Below are 18,885 nucleotides of genomic sequence, written 5' to 3'. Positions count from 1 at the left end.
CCATTGTAATCAAAATTTTCTTCTTCCACTATGACATATGTCATAGTAATACACAATTTCAGCGTGATACAGTCATTACAAATATAAAAATTAAAGGGGATATTACATTGTATAACTTTCTTTCTGTCTTTATTGGTGTGCTCATCGCCGTTATGCTGCCATTGAATGGGATTTTATCTGAATTAATTGGCAAGTATACAGCAAGCGTTGTCATTCATCTTGTCGGTTTAATTGCAGTTATTTTCGTTTTAATCATAAACAAAAATAAAATTCATTTCGATAAAAGTATTCCACTTTTTTTATATAGCGCTGGAGCGATTGGGGTATTCACTGTTCTTTTTAATAATATAAGTTTCTCCGTCCTTGGTGCCTCTATTACAATCGCATTAAGTTTATTCGGTCAATCTATTGCTTCCATCGTTATTGATCATTTTGGCTTATTAGGAATGAAAGTTTCAAAGTTTGAAAAGAAAAAACTAATTGGATTATGTTTCATCTCTTCTGGAATTATAATCATGACAATTTATTAATGGGGGCAAAAAAATGTTATATATTACTATCGCTATTTTAGCTGGTGTTTCTATCGTTGTTGCTAGAATTATTAACGCAAATTTAGCAGCAAAGATTGGAAATTGGGAAGGCACGTTTTTTAATTATATTACTGGATTATTTTTCTCTATGTTATTTTTACTTTTCAGTTCAGATTCATTGTATATTCCAATGCATACATTACAATCTATTCCTATCGCTGTTTACTTAGGCGGATTAGTAGGCGTTATCGTCATCTCGTTATCGAACTATATTACGCCTAAAATATCAGCATTTTATTTAACGTTACTCATCTTTATTGGACAATTATTTGCGGGGACTATCATTGATTTCATCTTGTCACACGAACTCTCTATGGGAAAGGTTGTCGGTGGCATTTTCGTACTAATCGGACTCACTTACAATTTACTCGTAGATCGCCCTGTTAAAACTGTGCAGAATAACCAAGTTCAACTATAATACTTTACGCTTCCCTATCATATATTAATAGAAAAGCTCTTCATATGAAGTGATAGAGAGGAGAATATTCTATTAAAAAAATCATTTTACTGCTAGGTAGTGCATTGATTATTTTTGGAATCGCATGGTTTTTCAGCTCTGGGAAATCTATTCAAGATTTCTATACAGCAAGTAAACCAAAGAAGAAAGCTACTATCATTTCAACTCAAAGAGGCCAAAATGAGCCCCCTGTCTTTTTAGGAAAACAGGAAATAAAAGATATACATGTCGAGTCAATTAAAACAAAAAAGGATATCTTTCTCACAAAAACAGATGAATTAAAAACGTTTATTAACAGTATGGATACCGCAAAAAAAGGCAAATTAACATTAGATGAAGAAGGATCAGATTTAATAGATTGTGATATGTGGATTACTTTCGAGGATGGAACTTATAAAAAATATTTCATATGGGTAGTTGATCATCACAGTAGTGAAGTGATGATTGCTCAGCAAGATACTCCCGATGATGTAAACCTTACGTACTATCAATTAAATGAAGATAGTTCAAAAAAAGTTTATAACTTATTCAAAAAAATTATTTAAACGAAAAAGTCATGAGCTCATTCGCCCATGACTTTTTGCACTATATATATTCCGGGAACACTTTACATCCCTTTTCCTGCTCTATATCATGCCCAAAGAAAACAATCGGCTTCTCTTTTATCACAATTTCTTTTAAACGTTTAATTGAAGATAAAGCTAATTCTGGATCAAATCCAGCAAACGGCACTTCCTCTTCAAAATTCTCTTTCGTATAAGATGCATCAATCGTTAATAATACAGGACCGGATTTTTCTGTCTCAATTAATAGCGATTGATGCCCTGGAGTATGGCCTGGTGTATGCAATAATTGAACTCCTGATACGACTTCATAATCGCCTTCAATGATTTTGTAGTTTAAATTCGGCAATATACATTCTTTCAAATATTCTTTGCTATGCTGCGCCGCCTCATATTCAGCACGCTGTACAATGATTGGTGTATTTATAAAAGCGCCATTTCCTCCTGCATGATCAAAATGCAAGTGAGAACTAATAATATAAAGAAGGTCTTCCGGCTCATAACCAACCCGTTTTAAAATATTCACGATTCTATCTTCTTCAGTCATTTTCGGTAAAACCTGCCCTTCGACAAATGTACCGTTAAAAAGACCTTCATTATTAACTGCACTTTCTGGCATACCTGTATCTACTAAAATAGGCCCCTCTTCTGTCTCCAAAAGATAACACCATACAGGTAAGTTCAATAAATTTCCTGGTGTGAGCGTACTATTAACTGAAGAATGATCTAACATACACCGACCAGCTGTAAGGAAATAAAGCTTCTTTACTGTCATTATGTATCCACCTTTACATTTAATTTGAAATAAGGTAACACATTTAAACATTCTGCTTTTTAGAAATAAACTCCTTCCACACTTTCATACCAGCATAAAAAAAAGAGTGTACTTTTTTACATAATGGTATTTCACCATCTATAATAAAAGAGTAAATGACTCTTACTTTAATGGAGGGAATAGAAATGAAAGCAATTGGTTTACATGAATACTTACCTATTGAAGAAGAAAACAGTTTAATTGATATTGAAGTGGAAAGACCTGTTGCGACAGGAAGAGATATACTTGTTAAAATTAACGCTATTTCCGTTAATCCAGTTGATACAAAAGTTCGCTCTCCGAAAGATAAAAAAGAAGATGTAGCGAAAATACTTGGCTGGGATGCTAGTGGTGTTGTCGTGCAAACAGGCGAAGGTTGTACGTTATTTAAAGAAGGCGACGAAGTATTTTACGCTGGAAGTATTACGAGACAAGGTACATATAGTGAATACCACCTAGTTGATGAAAGAATCGTTGGTAAAAAACCAAAAACGTTAAGTGATGCTGAATCTGCAGCACTTCCGTTAACAGCTATTACAGCTTGGGAAGGTTTATTCGAACGCTTGGGCATTGATTATAATAAGAAAGATAAGAATACATTTAAAAATATTTTAATTATCGGCGGAGCTGGCGGTGTTGGCTCGATTGCAATTCAATTAGCAAAATGGGCTGGACTGAATGTTATCACAACTGCATCCCGCAATGAAACGATACACTGGGTTGAAAAATTCGGTGCCGATTATATCATTAACCATCACCAACCTTTACAAGAGCAAATATTAGAGTTCGGGCTAAAAGATGTAGATTATATTTTTTGCTTAAACAATACAGATCAACATTGGCAAGCAATATGCGACCTCATTAAACCACAAGGAAAAATTTGCTCTATCGTAGAAAATGAACACCCTCTTGAGATGGGTATTTTAAAAAGTAAAAGTGCTACATTCGTTTGGGAATTTATGTTTACAAAAGCGATGTATGAAACTGGTGATATGATTACGCAGCACGAACTATTAAATAAAGTAAGCGAACTATTAGATGAAGGCATTTTAAAGACTACTCTAAATGAAACATTAACACCAATTAACGCTGAAAACGTAAAGAAAGCACACGCACTACTTGAAAGTGGGCGTACAATTGGGAAAATCGTTTTAGAGAAATTTTAATAACAAAAAGTCCGATTTCTTATTTGGAAATCGGACTTTTTTCACCTTTATTTACTTGAAATCTCTTGATCCTTTTGAACGTCTAACGGAGCTCGTTTCCCTATTCCGAAAGCATAGAAACTAATTGTTACAATAGCTAAGAACACAATACCTACAACTAGTGAAATACGAGTATCATCATTAAACCACATTCCAATTAATACCATAATTAAAAAGGCAATTGTTAAATAGTTTGTAACAGGAGCAAATGGCATTTTGAACGGATGATCTTTCATCTCTGCCCCTTTTGCTTTTCTAAAATTAATTTGACTAATTAAAATGACGAACCATGGTACCATACCAGGAAGTACGCTCGCACTATATACATATACGAATAAGTTTTTCGGTGCGATATAACTTAATACAACACCGACCGCTAAACCGATAATTACACCAACTGTACCGAATAAAGGCACACCATTTCCAGAAAGTTTCGTGAAATACTTCGGTGCTTGTCCATTTACACCTAACGTATAAAGCATACGGCCCGCACTATAAATACCACTATTACAACCCGACATTGCTGCTGTAATAACAACGAAGTTAATCAGTCCAGCTGCTGCCGTAATACCAACCTTCGCAAAAGTTGCTACGAACGGACTACCAATTGTACTTAATTGATCCCACGGATACACAGTTACAATAACGAAAATAGCACCAATATAGAAAATTAAAATACGCCAAATTGTACTTTGAATTGCTCTTGTAAGTGTCTTCTTCGGATTTTTCGCTTCACCAGCAGTAATACCGATTAATTCCACACCTTGGTATGCACCAACTACAAGTGATAAAGCAAAGAAGAATCCTGAAAAACCACCTGTAAAGAAACCGCCATTTGACCAAAGGTTAGATATACCAATCGCTTCTCCGCCGTTACCAATTCCAAAGAAAATAAGTCCAAATCCCGCAATAATCATTAATAGAATTGTAACGATTTTAATCATCGCAAACCAAAATTCAAATTCACCAAATGACTTAACAGAAATTAAATTAGCTGCGCCAAGAATAACCATTGCGATTACACCTGGTATCCAAGCTGGTAAGTCCGGGAACCAATATTGCATATATGCTCCAACCGCAATAATTTCTGACATCCCAACGATAACCCACTGGAACCAGTTACTCCACGCTGTCATATAACCAGCTAACGGATGAATATACTTATGACCGAACGTCGCAAATGAACCTGTACTCGGCTCCATATACAACATTTCACCCATCGCACGCATGATGAAGAAGATAAAAATACCTGCAATTGCATAAGCAAGCATGACTGACGGACCTGTCCATTTAATCGTGCTGGCCGACCCCATAAACAAACCAACACCAATCGTTCCACCTAAAGCAATCATTTGAATATGACGTGCTTCTAAGCCCCTTTTCAATTCCTTGTTTGCCACTTCATTTCCCCCTCTTAGATGATTCATAGCCGCATTTTAAAACAAGATGCTTTCCCCTAATTCCTTTCGGCCCTGAAAATGATGAAGCAAACGTCATTTTACACTAGCTTTAAAGCTATCCTAAAATCGTTTTTTGCCTCTTACAAAATTCTCAAAACCTTTCATCTTCCAATATTCTATAAATCTTAAAATTACTTACCTTATATTAATTCATTTATCTGAAAAGTTCAATTATTTTTTCAATAAATTATTATACATAAGTCTGATTAATTTTTAACTAAATTAACAATAAAATACATCTATTCAATATGATTCCGGTATGAATATTATTACAGTATAAATAACCGAGGAGAGTATTTCTTCCTCGGTTTCACATCTCATGTACTTCAACCTTTATAGTTGATAACTTAATTTCCCACACGTCCGATTCATATACCAACCAGAAATTTAATATATTAATAAACTACTAACTTCTTTAGTCCAGCCCAATTTTGAGGCAGTAATCTTCCTGCCTCAAAACAGCGGGATAAAATATAAAAGAGTCTCATTTTTAACGAGACCCTTTTACCATTTCATATTTAAATCGTATTTGAAGTTTGTTTCCCTAAAATAAATACCTTAGTAAACACCATCATGATAACTACAATAACCAGAAAATAAAGTGGCATCACGAGTAACGAGCCCGTATGAAGTTGACTCATTCCCAAAATTGTCATCGTTACAATTACATAGTACCCTAAGCTAAACAAAGCTCCGGCTGTGCCAATGACATCTTGAAAATCTACTAACGCTAAGCTAAGACAATTCGGTAACGCTATCCCAATTCCTAATAGCAATATAAACATCGCCAATAAAAATCCAGTCATATATATTATGTTTGGATTTGATCCAACTGAAGTAATAATAGATAAAGCGGCTGCTCCCCCTGTCATTACAAGACAACCAATATATATAATTTTCTCTGGTTTATATGTGGCAAGTAACCGCTTTGAAACTTTCGCCCCAATAATAGAAGCGGAAGCAACAACAATTCCTAAAAATCCATACATACTAGGCGATAACTGAAAGTATTCAATAAAGATAAACGGCGCTTCTGCATAGTAGCTAAATAAAACACCATTCGCTCCTCCAATTAATAGACCATATGTTACTACTTTCGGATTTGTAATCAATCGTTTTAAAACAGAAAACACATTTATTTTATTCGTTACTGAGTCCGTTTTTGTTTCCGGAAGAGAAACAAACGTATACAGAAAAATTCCGATACTCATAACTACTAAACTTAAAAATACGATTTTAAATCCAAACATTTGATCAAGAAAGCCACCAATTAATGGTCCTATCGCTGGTGTAAAAGCAATGACTGCCGAGATTTGAGCAAACATCACATGCCTCTTATGCCCTTCTACACTTTCACGAAGAATCGTTTGCGTCACAACTGAGCCAGCACTTGCTCCAAACGCTTGAATAAAACGACTTAGCAATAAAACTTCAATGGAATTTGCAATAAAGCATAAGAAACTTCCTACACCATATATTACAATTCCAAATAACATTGCCGGGCGACGACCGATTATATCGGATAACCATCCAATAAAAAATACACCTAAAGCAAATCCAGCAAAATACACACTAAGTGTTAACTGTACCTCATTATTACTTACATGTAACGCCTTTGAAATATCAGGTAAAGACGGTGTGTAAATCGTTTCACTAATTTGCGGAAATGCTACAAGAATGATCATTAACAAAAGTGATGGTACTGAGACTTTTTTCATTTTTCATACCCTCCTATAACTTTGAAAATCTCAGAAATAAAAAGACTTTCCTTAGCTACGGAACAGGAGGGGCCATTATAGAAATTCGATCATAAAACAACAAAGAAAACACCTCAATTACGTATGTTAATACTTATAGGAGGGTAATATTAACATTGATTTTAAAATATACTTTTTCAATTATATTACATATTGCGTTTCTTTTTCTAGTGTTGAGTCTTGGAGATTTTGTTAGAAGGGTAACTTGATGCCAACACCTTTTTATGGAATAATTAGGAATAGTTCGAATTGATAGATCTAATTATTAAATGATAGACTAGCATATTTTTAATATCGCAAAGCTTACAAACAGGAGGACTTTTATAGTGATTGAAATTTTAAGGACAGTAATAAATTTCCTGATTGCGCTATTCTCAGGAGAATTACCAATTGTATATTATGTGTGGATTCTTATCCTATTCCTAATTCAAATAAGCCAATCTACTCTGAATTATAAACTCTTTAACAAGAAAGATAATTTCAGCACTTATACATCGGAAGGATTACTTGCTTTTATTATTTTATTATTTGGAGGTATGTTAGTATCTAAGTTACTTGCTTACATAATAGACGATCCTACTATTAGTATGACAAATGTAACACATTATTTTATTTCTCTTATTATATTAACTATATTTGTCGTCATAAGCTGTCTTAAAGATTTTATAGAAACATCTATCAAAAATAAAAATGTGTCTCTTTTTAGCTTTTTAGTAGTTTCCTTAATAACAAGTATACTTTCATTCAAGTTTTTATCACCTTTAATCGAAGGTTCTTTTTCTCTTTCTAAATCCTTTATAACCACTTTAATCATTCTTGTAACTATATCAATTCCTCTATTAATTGCCTTAGAGGAAAAGTATGCAGATGAAAAGTAATTCTTGCATTTATAGTTTGAAATTGAGTGTCTATTCTTTTTTAACGGTATTACTAAAAAAATAACAGTCATTAAATCAAAAATTACGTAGAAATGAGGAAATACACTTGAGCGTTGAACAACAATTATATGATGCAGTGAAAAATTTAATTGACCAAAGATATCCGCATAATTGGGGCGGAGCTGCAGCAATTCGTGTAGAAGATGGATCCATTTATACAAGTGTGGCCCCTGATGTAATAAACGCTTCAACAGAACTTTGTATGGAAACAGGTGCTATTTTAGAAGCACATAAATTTCATAAGAAAGTTACACATTCGATTTGTCTTGCAAGGGAAAATGAGCATTCAGAATTAAAAGTATTATCACCTTGTGGTGTATGCCAAGAACGTTTATTTTATTGGGGACCAGAAGTACTATGCGCCATTACAAATTCGAAACAAGATATTATTTTCAAACCATTAAAAGAATTGCAGCCATACCATTGGAGCGAAGCATATCATGATGAATTTGCAAAAGAATGGAGTACGAGATAAAAGTGAAGGCTGCTTGCAAATAGCAGGAGAATAAAGAAAAAAGCACCGTCACAAATGACGGTGCTTTTTTCTATGTAAGAGCTACTAGAAGATATCCTTCTAGCCTACTCCCATTTATAAGTCCAGAATTGTTCAAGTTGCAACCATTTTAATGTTGCAGCATCTTTGTTTTTGATTTTTGCATGCGTTTCTTCTAGCATCGCTTCTGTTTGCGAACGGTGCGCACCTAGTGCAGCTAATTTATGTTCAAATACTTCACTAATATTATTTACAACATCCGGCTCACCTAGTACAGCTTCGCGATTTTTCGTAATCGCAACCGCATGAATAACTGGACGTTCTTCTTTTGACATACGTGATACAGCGCGAACTACAGCGCGGCCAAATGCATCATGATCTGGATGTACGCCGTGCTCTGGATAAAATGTAATAATTCGAGATGGATTTACTTCTTGAATGATTGCTTCAATTTTATCTGCAACGAAATCAACATCTTCAAATTCTAACGTTTTATCATGGAAACCAAGCATTCTTAAATCTTGAATTCCCATCGCTTCACATGCATCTTTTAATTCTTTTTCACGAATATTTGGAATCGTTTCACGATTAGCGAATACATTTTTCCCCATGTTACGTCCCATTTGTCCTAAAGTACCACACGCATACGTTACAGGTACTCCTTGATCTGTTAATAAGCGAATTGTTCCTCCTGCAGCAAATGCTTCATCATCTGGATGCGGAAATACAACAAGTACATGTCTCTCCATAAGTTTCCCTCCTTCTTACTTAAATGGCGTTAAGCTTAACTCAAGCGCTACCGCTAAGCGACCTTGATTATCGTGCCCTGCTAGTAATAAACGCTCTTTATCGTCTACTTCCCAGTGCGTAATACCTTCTGCATATACCCAGCCATGATCCATCTTTAGACCAACTCGGTATGGGTTTGTTCCAGTAATCTTCCCGCGTTCAAAGCGAATAATTGCATTTCGAATGAATGCTCCAACTGTCATCATCTTTTCATTAAAGTGTGACGCATACGCTCCGTTCGTCGTTTCTAAATGAATATATACATCTTTATTTACAAAACGTTCAATTTCATTTTGAATAAGAGAACTATCTTTTACTATTTCCATCGGAATTCACCTCTTTAAACCATTTTACGCAAAAATAATGTAAATTGCTATCTCTATATTAGAGGACAACTCTCACTTTTCCTAATAATTTGCACTGTGTTTCTTTATTTTTTTATATCATATGTAAAAAACACATTTTTTCCTTCACTTTGTTAAATAGTTTTCTTTCTTTTTTGAATTTGCTACAATATAAATTATGCAGAAGGATGCATGTTTACAATTGAATACATACTTTAAAGAAGGTGACATGATTGGAACAATCAGCACATGAAGTAGCAAATTGGCAATATTATTTTGCAATTGCCGTATTTTTAGTCACGTACGGATTTATTATTTCTGAGAAATTGAATCGTGCTGTAATTGCACTATTCGGTGCTGCTATTATGATTATTTTTGGAATTGTAGATTTACATACCGCTTTCACATCACATATTCAATGGGAAACGATCACCCTTTTAATTGGGATGATGATTCTCGTACATATTACGAGTCAATCAGGCGTCTTTGAATTTGTGGCCATTAAAGCGGCAAAAGCAGCTGGCGGAAAACCAATCCGCATTTTATTATTGCTATCCCTATTAACTGCTGTCGGTTCAGCATTTTTGGACAACGTAACAACCGTATTATTAATCGTACCTGTTACACTATCTATTACACGTATTTTAAAAGTAAACCCTGTTCCTTATTTAATTTCAGAAGTACTATTTTCAAATATAGGCGGAACAGCAACATTAATCGGTGATCCACCTAACATTATGATTGGATCAGCAAATAAGCATTTAGATTTTAATGCCTTTTTACTAAACTTAGCTCCAATCGTAATCATTATCTCTATCGTGACACTTGGCATTATTTACTTCCTGTATCGTAACAAACTAAAAACAACACCTGAGCAAATCAAAAAATTAATGGCATTAAATGAAAAAGATTATATTAAAGATCAAAGCCTCCTTTTAAAATCCATTTCGATTTTAGGACTAACTATTTTAGGCTTTGTACTTCATTCGATTATTCATGTAGACGCTGCGGTTATCGCGATGACAGGCGCTACACTTCTTATGTTAATCGGCGTGAAAGAACATGATATTGAAGATGTATTTGCCCACGTTGAATGGGTAACCATTTTCTTCTTCGCCGGACTATTCGTTCTCGTTGGTGGGTTAATAGATATCGGACTTATCTCTTCACTTGCAAAAGAAGTAATCGACGTAACAAACGGTGACATCGGATTCGCAGCTATACTTATTTTATGGGTATCTGGCATCGCATCTGCGACAATCGACAACATCCCATTTGTCGCAACGATGATCCCTCTTATTCAAGACTTAGCTACAGGACTCGGACTATCTGTCGATTCTCCGCAAATCGAAGTACTATGGTGGGCGTTATCTCTTGGAGCTTGCTTAGGAGGAAACGGAACATTAATCGGAGCATCAGCAAACGTAGTCGTTGCTGGTATTGCAAAACGTGAAGGACATGCTTTCTCCTATATGGACTTCTTAAAAATTGGTTTACCGTTAACAATCATTGCGCTATTATTATCACATGCTTACATATATTTACGTTATTTAATGTAGAAATTGTATTGCATGAAATTATATCGTCAAATAAAAAAGGTTTGCAGCACTATGCTGCAAACCTTTTTTCCATCACCAAAATATACCGATAATTGCTAATCCACCTAATATCATACCACCAATTTGTCCAACGATTGCTGGCGATAATTGAACACCTTTCCTCACTTCAACAACCGGTCTTTCGTGCCTTAGTTGCTGCACTTCACTTTGAAGTTGATGTACACTTCCGTGTAATTCTTTAATTAGTTCCTTTAATTCAGCGACCTCTTCATTTACTGGTTTACTTTTTTCTAAATTCATTTTGCATAACTCCTTATAAATTCAATCAGTACACTGTAAATTTTCGCCAATTATCATTGCATCTCCTGCATACTATATATAATATCGAATGTATTCTCTAATCCTGCAGCTCTATCCATTCATTCCGCAATATCCCCATAATGATACGATCAAAACACTTCCCATCTCTTTCTTTGCACTGCTTCTCTCATACAGCCTTCCATTTGAAAACCCATCTTTTTATACAACTCAATAGCAGCTTTGTTATAAGAAATAACATCCAGACCGACGCGGTGCAAATTCAATTCATAAAAAGCATACTTTAAAATAAGATGGATTGCTTCTCTTCCATATCCCTTACCTCTATCATTTGCATCTCCTATACCAATTGCTAATAACCCTGTTCTGTTATTCCACTCTATGCCATGAATTGCAACAAAACCAATTAAACGATCATCTTGAACTGTCCTCAACATGAAAGATACACTATTCGATCTCCGTCCCTTTAATAGTCCATCACTTGCTATTTCTTGTAACGATTGCAGAAACGCTACATCTGTATCGACATTTCTTAAATACTCACTATTTTCTTGCCACATTGCCATTACTTCAGCATCAGCTTCTCTAATAGCTGATAATTTAATCGTTTTATTTTGAAAAAGATTCATCATCATTTCAAACTCCCCCTTTTTAATAACGGGGATACTTATTTTAGCCTATTTATCCCCTTGTTCCATAAACTGCTTTATAAACGGGATACTTACAATAAGCGCTGACATTGGCACATCTCCTTTGAATTCAATTAAATTCATTGTATAATTTTTTATTTATTCTAACAATAACAAAAAGGCCCCAAAATTTAGAGGGCCTTTCTTAATAGCAAAACTATATTATTTCGTAAACATTTTCTCCGCTTCGTCCATTGCCATTTTGTTACCTAAAGCAGAATAGTCAAGCCATGGTTGGTCATTGATAATGTATACGTGCTTGCCTTTAACTGCTTTTAAGTCTTTCCAGATTGGTGTTTCTTGAAGTTGTTTAAATGCCGCTTTTGCCTTATCGTCTCTATTTACAACAACGAAAATAGCATCTGCATCAAAGTCAGGTAATACTTCTTGTGAAATGACTTCGAAAGGACGGTTTCCATCAATTTTCTCTACACCATTTGCAGGTTGTAATCCTAAGTCTTGGAATAAAATTGGTCCCATCGGTCTTTTCGTACTAAATACTCGTAATTCTTTTGCAGTAACGCGAATTGCCATTACTTTTTCGTTATTACCTAACTCTTTATCTATTAAACTTTTTACTCGTTTTGATTGCTCTTCGTAATCTTGAATATATGTATCCGCTTCTTTCTCACGGTTTACAAGTTTACCAACTTGTTTTAACTGATCTCTCCACGTACCTTCATCTAAGTTGAAAGAATGTGTTTTTGCAATTTTTTCGTATTTCGCTAAATCTTTGCCCGCGTATTTTTCATCAACATAAATGTCAGTTGGCTTTAATTGAAGTAACGCTTCCATGTTTGGATCTGTTACAACACCAAGTTTCTTCGTATCTTTCAACTGCTCTTTTGCGTGTGGTAAGAAATCTTTTAAATCTCCACCAATAACAGAACCTACTGGTGTAATTCCTAATGCAAGTAAATTATTCGTTAAGTGAATAGACATAGAAGCGATTTTTGGATCATTACTTTTTTCCGTTTTTTTCGTTGCCTCTTCATTGGATTTCGTTTGACCACATGCTGCTAATACTAAAATACACATCATGCTAAATAAAATAGTAAGTTTCTTTTTCATATGTTCTCCTCTTTGAAGTATTTATTTTGTTTTTGTAAGTAAATAAAGAAAATACGGTGCTCCTAAAGCCGCCACTACTACACCAGCTGGAATAGAGTTTGGCTCAAATATAGAGCGACCTATCGTATCTGCGAGTACTAAAATAATCATTCCAATAATGCCAGCTAGCGGAAGGAAATGCTGATAGGTAGTACCTACTAACTTTCTTGCAATATGCGGAGCAACTAAACCGATAAAACCAATCCCTCCTGCCATCGATACACTTGCACAAGATAATCCAACCGCTGTAGCTAAAAGTAATAACCGTTCCTTTTGAACTGAAACACCAAGTCCTGCTGCCACACTATCACCTAGTGACAATGCATTTAACGTTTTAGATTTTAGCCATGCATATGGAGTTAGTATGAAAATCCAAGGTAATAATGCAAGGACATGAATCCAATCCCTTCCCCACACATTACCAACTAACCATCTAGAAGCGAATGTATACGTCTCATCATTTAACTTGAGAGAGAAAAATAACGAAATCGCACTAAATCCAGCTGAAACAGCAATACCAACGAGAATAAGTCTAATAGGAAGTAAACCTTTTGACCGGTCACTCGCAAGTATAATAATTAAAAATGCAGCTAGTACTCCCCCGCCAAATGTAAATAACGGTATTAAAATTGATGCATTCTCATTAATAGAATGAAAGAAAGTAACGAATATAATTAGCCCGAAAGATGCACCTGCATGTAATCCTAAAATACCAGGGTCTGCAAGTGCATTACGTGATAACCCTTGCAAAATCGCACCGGAAATCCCAAGGCCAATACCGGCTAACATTGTAATTATAATTCTTGGCATACGATAATCATATAGCACGGTTGCACTCTCAAAATCACCATAACCGAAAAGTGTTTGAATTACTTTAAGTGGCGCTATGCTCAGTGTCCCTGTATTTAAACTAATTAAAATGACAGCGATACTCATACAACCAAAAATTGTAGTTACAGTAATGGCTCTCTTTTTATCTGTGTTCAAAAGATCCTTCACTTATAGCCCCCTCCCAACTTTACGTGCTATATAGAGGAAGAACGGAACTCCAACAAGAGCTACCATAATTCCTATCGCAAGTTCTTTAGGAGGGTTTACTGTTCTTGCCCCTAAGTCAGCTAAAACTAATAACATAGCTCCTAAAAATGCTGACATAGGAATAATGAGTCGATAATTCACACCAACTAATTTTCTAGCAATATGCGGGATAACTAGTCCTACAAACCCAATAGAGCCAACAGCTGAAACAGATACACCAGCAAGAATGACTACTATAATCATCCCTAGTATTCTCGTTCGGTTCGTTTTTACTCCTAAATTCGTAGCAACATCATCCCCCATTGATATGAGTGAAATAGATCGCCCTAACACTGTCGCAAAAACAATCGTTATGAGAATAATAGGAACTAAAAATTTCAAGTGTTCCCACTTAACTCCTGCAACACCACCAGCGTACCAAAACGCTAAATCTTGGCTTAAATCATAATAAATTGCAACACCTGAACTTAACGAATGCAAAAGCGCTGCCATAACTGCTCCAGCAATCGTTAACCTCATCGGTGTTAATCCGCCTGATGTTGCCGATCCGATAATAAAGATGAGTACTGTACTTAAGACTGCTCCAATAAAGGAAACAATCATCAAATAGGAATACGGCATATGCGGGAAAAAGGCAAAACTAAGTGCTACTACAAACATCGCACCTGCATTTATGCCAAGCACACCTGCATCCGCTAAAGGATTTCGTGTTACTCCTTGCATAACAGCGCCAGCCACCGCAAAAGCAGCTCCCACAACTGCTGCGCCTATTACCCTTGGGAGCCTTAATTCATAAATAATTTGGTGCTGCGTTAATTTCGGATTATAATCAAAAACCGCTGCCCATACTGTTTGCAAATGAATATCCTTTGCACCAAATGCAACGGCCAAAAATATAGACCCAATTAAACATAAAATTGTTAAGCTCATGAAACATATGAACTTAATATGTATCCAGCGATTATTGCTAGCATATACAGCGGGCTTATGTAACATGTTTCATTTCATCCTTTATATTCAGTTGTTTTTTATAATTATTTTTTATTTGTAATTATTATTGATAATAATTATCATTTTCATTTGGATATTATATCTCCACTCTTTTTAAATAGCAAACTATTTTTTTACTTTGCTACAATATTAAAATAATTATTACAATTCCCTTCCAAAACTTACAAATACACGCAAAATAGACTACTAGCTTATTTTTAAAATTGTAGTATACTTAGTCATTATTTTGAGTTTTCAAATAAAAATATCGAAGGTGACACAATGTTATATATAAAACAACTACTACACTTCACTTACGAGCAAACATTATCTTGCTTATTCCCAGTCGTTATTTTCTTAACACTAGCCCTTTCAAAAATCATTTCTATCCCAGGGTTATACCGCTACGATTTCATACTCATCATATGTCTTCTTATGCAGTGGTTTATGTATAAAACTGGACTTGAGACGAAAGACGAATTAAAAGTAATTACCGTCTTCCACCTCATCGGCCTTTTACTAGAAATATATAAAGTACATTTCGGTTCATGGAGTTATCCTGAAGAGGCGTATTCAAAGATTTTTGGAGTTCCACTTTACAGCGGCTTTATGTACGCAAGTGTCGCGAGTTACATATGCCAAGCGTGGAGAAGATTGCATTTACATATGTATCATTGGCCGAAAGCTATTTTTGCAATACCTCTAGGAGCAATGATTTACTTCAATTTTTTCACACACCACTTTACATACGACTTTAGATGGATATTAACTTTACTTCTATTCATCGTTTTCTTTCGGACATTTGTGGAGTTTTCATTACGAGGCGTTACATATAAAATGCCACTCGTTCTCTCTTTTTTCCTTATCGGGTTCTTTATTTGGATTGCAGAGAACATCGCAACATTTTTCGGAGCATGGCAATATCCAAATCAACGGGAAGCATGGAATCTCGTTCACTTAAGCAAAATTAGTTCATGGTTTTTACTCGTTGTTATTAGCATTATGATTGTTACGCAACTCAAACATTTGAAAGAATCAAAAAGATAATGCTGATTATGTAAAAACAGTTAGCCCATCAATCATTAGAGAGTGATGGGCTTTTTTAATAATATTTTTCAAACCGTCCTTATCAAAGGAGTTATAAATTCACCATAATTTACAACAGCATAAGCAGTTGCACATTATGAACTACTACTAGCAGAAGATGTTGCTGCAGATGAAGCGGCAATCGTTGCCATCATAGCTGCTTGTTGTGCTTGTATAAGGACTTCTATCATAGTTTGTAAACCTGTGTTGGTAGCTTTACTCTCCTCACCTTTCTGACTTACGAACAGCTGAATAGCAATAAGAATATTTGTATCTGTATGCCAACGGAACAATTTCTCTCCCTGCAATTTTTCAATAAATGCTTTAATAGAATGAATCTCTTTTTCTCCATCCTCAAGTAACGCTAGTAGCCCGATAGCTGGATAATGCATCTGTTTCACTTTTACCTTTTCTTGTTTTAACAAATTCCATATGTTTGTACATGTTGCAACTAACATTTCTTCACGGACATCCTTCTTTAGTGAAAGAATGTGACTTAAAAATTGAAGATCATTCCCCTTACGCAAACCCGCTTTCGCTAGTTTCTGATACAGACGTTCTACACGGTCCATAAGTGTTTCTACATTCTCTGATTGTCCTGCTAATAAAACCGCGAGCGGATAATCGTTAGTACCTGTAAGAAAAAGATGATCCTCTTTCATGCGTTTATATACTTGCATCGAACGCTGAACGTGCGTGCCATGCTGTTCATTTTCTTCTGTTAAAAGCACAGCTGCTGCGAGATAAGTAAATATACTTCGGCTAAAACCACCAGCGACTAATTGTTCATATAAATCTAAAAACCTCCGAAAAGCTTCCTTGTAATCTGTAAAGTGAATATCTAATGTTGCGGCCACCACAAAGCGATGATAAGACTTTAAGTATGAAAACATCCCTACCTGATTCTTAATATAACTACTAATTTCTAAAAAACGTCCGAGATCAAGCAATTTATCACTACCTGCATACATAGCAGCAATCATCATTCCTGTTCGAGAATCACTCGTTTTCCATTTTAGTTCTCCCTTTAACTGTGTATATGTATGTGTGTATTGCTCCAACTTTTGTTCTAATGTAATCATAGTATTCACCCCTATTTCTAGTTCTTCTCTATTATTATACGTATATTCCATATTTAGGAACACCCTATTTCATACGGATTTTGCAACCTTATTTCTGTATGATCTTCAATATTTTTCTATTATGTAAAAAAAAAATAATAACTATTCCTACTTCATCAGTATCACGATGGTAAGCGTTCATAATCCTTCAAGAAGTTCAACAACAAAAAAAGATAGATAATAAATTATCTACCCTTTTTGTTTATATATTATTTCACATTACACCTGTATTGTGAAAAATAAGGTTGTAACTACTTACACCTCAATTTTGACAAAACATTTGTAATTTCGTTTTTTATATGCAATTAAACTTTACCAAAAACTAAAGAGCCTTAATAATACGTTCCATCGCCTTCATTTGCCCAATATGATCTGCTTCATGATAAAGCATCATACCGTATAGCTCCCCTACTGTTTCCAATCCTAGGAATAGCTCTGGAAGTTTATTTTCAAATGCTTCTGCTGGAATTTCGTTAATACGTTTTGCTTGTTCTTTTAATTGGGCCGTTAATACTTCTAATGACGGTCCTTCTGTTTTCCATTTAGACGGTCTTGATCCATATCCAAACATACCTGGATATTCCGTTGGTAATTGTTTAAACTCTCTTCCAAACATGAATGTTTCCGCTGCTGTTAACACATGACCAATGTGCCAACGAATTGTATTATTAAATCCCTCTGGCTGCGTATCCGCAGTTTTATCATCTAACGTTTCCATAAATTTAAGTAATGCACCGCGCGTTATTTCAAATTGTTTTAAACCAACTAGTCTATTCATTTTATCGTTCTCCTTCTTGATGTACAATTTATTATGAACTAAAAATGTTCAATGTATTAAAGTTTCACCTTGTTTAATCTATCAGAAACAATGAAGAAATACATCTAATATGCTTAGTAAAAATAATAAAAAGGTTCACCTCTCGTATATATAGAATTACTTACTACACAAATAGTTTAGTAAATAAAAGAGGAGTGTTAATTTCATGTTACATGTGTTAAAACAACAATATAATCTTATTAGCTCTACAAGAGAAACTCTATTTACATTTTTGGGAGAAATCCCACTAGAAAAATTACATAGCACTGTTCCAAATTTCGGAAGCGGTAGCATTATAAAGACGCATATTCATGTAGCCGATTGCTACCGATACTGGCTTGGATCATTCGCATTCAAGCAAAAACGGGCAGATTTTCCATTTGCTAGTGATTATGAAATTGAGCATGCAGATATCGAGAAAGTCCGTGATAGATTTAAGTTAGTAGATGAGGTTGTAATACGTTTTTTAGATGAATACAATGACCGGTGGCTCGAAAATATAGCAAATGAAGTGAAATGGCAAAAAGAGCCTTGGAGCACAACTCCGCTATGGCTTTTAACTCATACAGAGACTCATGAGTTTCACCATAAAGGACAAATTGTATCAATGACTCGTCATCTTGGATACACTCCTCCTGATACAGATCTTAGTTAATTCGACTATTAAAAAACTTGTGGATGCATTTTGTTATGTATAAAACTTTTATTATTTGTTTTAGGTATACCATATCATTATAAAATTCATGT

Annotated in this window: 20 protein-coding genes and 1 pseudogene; 9 read left to right on the top strand and 12 right to left on the bottom strand. The window is 34.9% G+C overall.

Annotated elements, in window-relative coordinates:
• Positions 1–83: 83 nt before the first annotated feature.
• From ACUN28_RS12230 to ACUN28_RS12220, 3 genes are all read left to right on the top strand, one after another.
• Positions 84–530 carry a DMT family transporter gene (locus tag ACUN28_RS12230; protein WP_223267296.1) on the top strand — a complete coding sequence of 149 codons (447 nt, stop codon included), beginning with the start codon at positions 84–86 and terminating at the stop codon, positions 528–530.
• Between the two features lie 13 nt (positions 531–543).
• On the top strand, positions 544–1,008 hold the full coding sequence (locus ACUN28_RS12225) for a DMT family transporter (protein WP_016086955.1): 465 nt from the start codon (positions 544–546) through the stop codon (positions 1,006–1,008).
• Between the two features lie 89 nt (positions 1,009–1,097).
• Entirely contained in the window at positions 1,098–1,592 is a 495-nt protein-coding gene (locus ACUN28_RS12220; RefSeq protein ID WP_116329303.1) for a hypothetical protein, read from the top strand.
• Positions 1,593–1,632: 40 nt separating this feature from the next.
• On the opposite strand, the gene aiiA is transcribed toward ACUN28_RS12220, so the two are convergent.
• Complete coding sequence (gene aiiA / locus ACUN28_RS12215) at positions 1,633–2,385, bottom strand: quorum-quenching N-acyl homoserine lactonase AiiA (RefSeq protein WP_016086953.1); 753 nt, start codon at positions 2,383–2,385, stop codon at positions 1,633–1,635.
• Positions 2,386–2,570: 185 nt separating this feature from the next.
• Here aiiA and ACUN28_RS12210 point away from each other — a divergent pair, with 185 nt between their 5' ends.
• On the top strand, positions 2,571–3,590 hold the full coding sequence (locus ACUN28_RS12210) for a zinc-binding alcohol dehydrogenase family protein (RefSeq protein WP_016086952.1): 1,020 nt from the start codon (positions 2,571–2,573) through the stop codon (positions 3,588–3,590).
• Positions 3,591–3,637: 47 nt separating this feature from the next.
• On the opposite strand, the gene ACUN28_RS12205 is transcribed toward ACUN28_RS12210, so the two are convergent.
• Both ACUN28_RS12205 and ACUN28_RS12200 read right to left on the bottom strand, forming a co-directional pair.
• Positions 3,638–5,029: an amino acid permease gene (locus ACUN28_RS12205; RefSeq protein ID WP_016086951.1), complete on the bottom strand. Its 1,392-nt coding sequence runs from the start codon at positions 5,027–5,029 to the stop codon at positions 3,638–3,640.
• A gap of 578 nt (positions 5,030–5,607) precedes the next feature.
• Positions 5,608–6,807, bottom strand: coding sequence for a multidrug effflux MFS transporter (locus ACUN28_RS12200; protein WP_016086950.1), 1,200 nt, complete (start codon positions 6,805–6,807; stop codon positions 5,608–5,610).
• Positions 6,808–7,172: 365 nt separating this feature from the next.
• Here ACUN28_RS12200 and ACUN28_RS12195 point away from each other — a divergent pair, with 365 nt between their 5' ends.
• Both ACUN28_RS12195 and ACUN28_RS12190 read left to right on the top strand, forming a co-directional pair.
• Positions 7,173–7,724 carry a DUF5823 family protein gene (locus tag ACUN28_RS12195; protein ID WP_016086949.1) on the top strand — a complete coding sequence of 184 codons (552 nt, stop codon included), beginning with the start codon at positions 7,173–7,175 and terminating at the stop codon, positions 7,722–7,724.
• 106 nt (positions 7,725–7,830) lie between these two features.
• Positions 7,831–8,259, top strand: a complete 429-nt coding sequence (locus ACUN28_RS12190) for a cytidine deaminase (protein ID WP_016086948.1) — start codon at positions 7,831–7,833, stop codon at positions 8,257–8,259.
• Positions 8,260–8,363: 104 nt separating this feature from the next.
• Here the strand turns inward: ACUN28_RS12190 and bshB2 are convergent, their stop codons facing one another.
• The gene (gene bshB2, locus ACUN28_RS12185; protein WP_000439469.1) at positions 8,364–9,026 is read right to left on the bottom strand and encodes a bacillithiol biosynthesis deacetylase BshB2; all 663 of its coding nucleotides are present in this window, start codon (positions 9,024–9,026) and stop codon (positions 8,364–8,366) included.
• Positions 9,027–9,041: 15 nt separating this feature from the next.
• Complete coding sequence (locus ACUN28_RS12180; RefSeq protein WP_000407039.1) at positions 9,042–9,392, bottom strand: YojF family protein; 351 nt, start codon at positions 9,390–9,392, stop codon at positions 9,042–9,044.
• 251 nt (positions 9,393–9,643) lie between these two features.
• Here ACUN28_RS12180 and ACUN28_RS12175 point away from each other — a divergent pair, with 251 nt between their 5' ends.
• Entirely contained in the window at positions 9,644–10,969 is a 1,326-nt protein-coding gene (locus ACUN28_RS12175; protein WP_016086947.1) for an ArsB/NhaD family transporter, read from the top strand.
• 72 nt (positions 10,970–11,041) lie between these two features.
• Here ACUN28_RS12175 and ACUN28_RS12170 read toward each other — a convergent pair whose 3' ends face one another.
• From ACUN28_RS12170 to ACUN28_RS12150, 5 genes and pseudogenes are all read right to left on the bottom strand, one after another.
• On the bottom strand, positions 11,042–11,269 hold the full coding sequence (locus tag ACUN28_RS12170; RefSeq protein WP_001047523.1) for a hypothetical protein: 228 nt from the start codon (positions 11,267–11,269) through the stop codon (positions 11,042–11,044).
• 97 nt (positions 11,270–11,366) lie between these two features.
• Positions 11,367–11,922 (bottom strand): annotated as a pseudogene (locus ACUN28_RS12165) (GNAT family N-acetyltransferase).
• A 216-nt stretch (positions 11,923–12,138) separates the two neighbouring features.
• Positions 12,139–13,047 carry an iron-hydroxamate ABC transporter substrate-binding protein gene (locus ACUN28_RS12160; protein ID WP_016086945.1) on the bottom strand — a complete coding sequence of 303 codons (909 nt, stop codon included), beginning with the start codon at positions 13,045–13,047 and terminating at the stop codon, positions 12,139–12,141.
• Positions 13,048–13,068: 21 nt separating this feature from the next.
• Entirely contained in the window at positions 13,069–14,085 is a 1,017-nt protein-coding gene (locus ACUN28_RS12155) for a FecCD family ABC transporter permease (protein ID WP_016086944.1), read from the bottom strand.
• On the bottom strand, positions 14,086–15,120 hold the full coding sequence (locus ACUN28_RS12150; RefSeq protein WP_016086943.1) for a FecCD family ABC transporter permease: 1,035 nt from the start codon (positions 15,118–15,120) through the stop codon (positions 14,086–14,088).
• A gap of 276 nt (positions 15,121–15,396) precedes the next feature.
• On the opposite strand from ACUN28_RS12150, the gene ACUN28_RS12145 reads away from it, so the two are divergent.
• On the top strand, positions 15,397–16,161 hold the full coding sequence (locus ACUN28_RS12145) for a DUF817 domain-containing protein (protein WP_016086942.1): 765 nt from the start codon (positions 15,397–15,399) through the stop codon (positions 16,159–16,161).
• Between the two features lie 134 nt (positions 16,162–16,295).
• Here the strand turns inward: ACUN28_RS12145 and ACUN28_RS12140 are convergent, their stop codons facing one another.
• Both ACUN28_RS12140 and ACUN28_RS12135 read right to left on the bottom strand, forming a co-directional pair.
• Positions 16,296–17,333, bottom strand: coding sequence for a DUF4003 domain-containing protein (locus ACUN28_RS12140; RefSeq protein ID WP_016086941.1), 1,038 nt, complete (start codon positions 17,331–17,333; stop codon positions 16,296–16,298).
• 310 nt (positions 17,334–17,643) lie between these two features.
• Positions 17,644–18,099 carry a DinB family protein gene (locus ACUN28_RS12135; RefSeq protein WP_016086940.1) on the bottom strand — a complete coding sequence of 152 codons (456 nt, stop codon included), beginning with the start codon at positions 18,097–18,099 and terminating at the stop codon, positions 17,644–17,646.
• Between the two features lie 205 nt (positions 18,100–18,304).
• Here ACUN28_RS12135 and ACUN28_RS12130 point away from each other — a divergent pair, with 205 nt between their 5' ends.
• Positions 18,305–18,793: a DinB family protein gene (locus ACUN28_RS12130; RefSeq protein ID WP_016086939.1), complete on the top strand. Its 489-nt coding sequence runs from the start codon at positions 18,305–18,307 to the stop codon at positions 18,791–18,793.
• Positions 18,794–18,885: the final 92 nt, after the last annotated feature.

Source organism: Bacillus sp. WC2507 (assembly GCF_052656125.1).
Note: the sequence above shows the minus strand (reverse complement) of the source record. Positions and strands in the feature narration are given on the sequence as shown.

Excerpts from the sequence above, each read along its gene's own strand:
- ACUN28_RS12225 (WP_016086955.1), top strand. The coding sequence starts at position 544 with ATGTTATATATTACTATCGCTATTTTAGCTGGTGTTTCTATCGTTGTT.
- aiiA (WP_016086953.1), bottom strand. The coding sequence starts at position 2,385 with ATGACAGTAAAGAAGCTTTATTTCCTTACAGCTGGTCGGTGTATGTTA.
- ACUN28_RS12210 (WP_016086952.1), top strand. The coding sequence starts at position 2,571 with ATGAAAGCAATTGGTTTACATGAATACTTACCTATTGAAGAAGAAAAC.
- ACUN28_RS12200 (WP_016086950.1), bottom strand. The coding sequence starts at position 6,807 with ATGAAAAAAGTCTCAGTACCATCACTTTTGTTAATGATCATTCTTGTA.
- bshB2 (WP_000439469.1), bottom strand. The coding sequence starts at position 9,026 with ATGGAGAGACATGTACTTGTTGTATTTCCGCATCCAGATGATGAAGCA.
- ACUN28_RS12180 (WP_000407039.1), bottom strand. The coding sequence starts at position 9,392 with ATGGAAATAGTAAAAGATAGTTCTCTTATTCAAAATGAAATTGAACGT.
- ACUN28_RS12170 (WP_001047523.1), bottom strand. The coding sequence starts at position 11,269 with ATGAATTTAGAAAAAAGTAAACCAGTAAATGAAGAGGTCGCTGAATTA.
- ACUN28_RS12160 (WP_016086945.1), bottom strand. The coding sequence starts at position 13,047 with ATGAAAAAGAAACTTACTATTTTATTTAGCATGATGTGTATTTTAGTA.
- ACUN28_RS12150 (WP_016086943.1), bottom strand. The coding sequence starts at position 15,120 with ATGTTACATAAGCCCGCTGTATATGCTAGCAATAATCGCTGGATACAT.
- ACUN28_RS12145 (WP_016086942.1), top strand. The coding sequence starts at position 15,397 with ATGTTATATATAAAACAACTACTACACTTCACTTACGAGCAAACATTA.
- ACUN28_RS12140 (WP_016086941.1), bottom strand. The coding sequence starts at position 17,333 with ATGGAATATACGTATAATAATAGAGAAGAACTAGAAATAGGGGTGAAT.
- ACUN28_RS12135 (WP_016086940.1), bottom strand. The coding sequence starts at position 18,099 with ATGAATAGACTAGTTGGTTTAAAACAATTTGAAATAACGCGCGGTGCA.
- ACUN28_RS12130 (WP_016086939.1), top strand. The coding sequence starts at position 18,305 with ATGTTACATGTGTTAAAACAACAATATAATCTTATTAGCTCTACAAGA.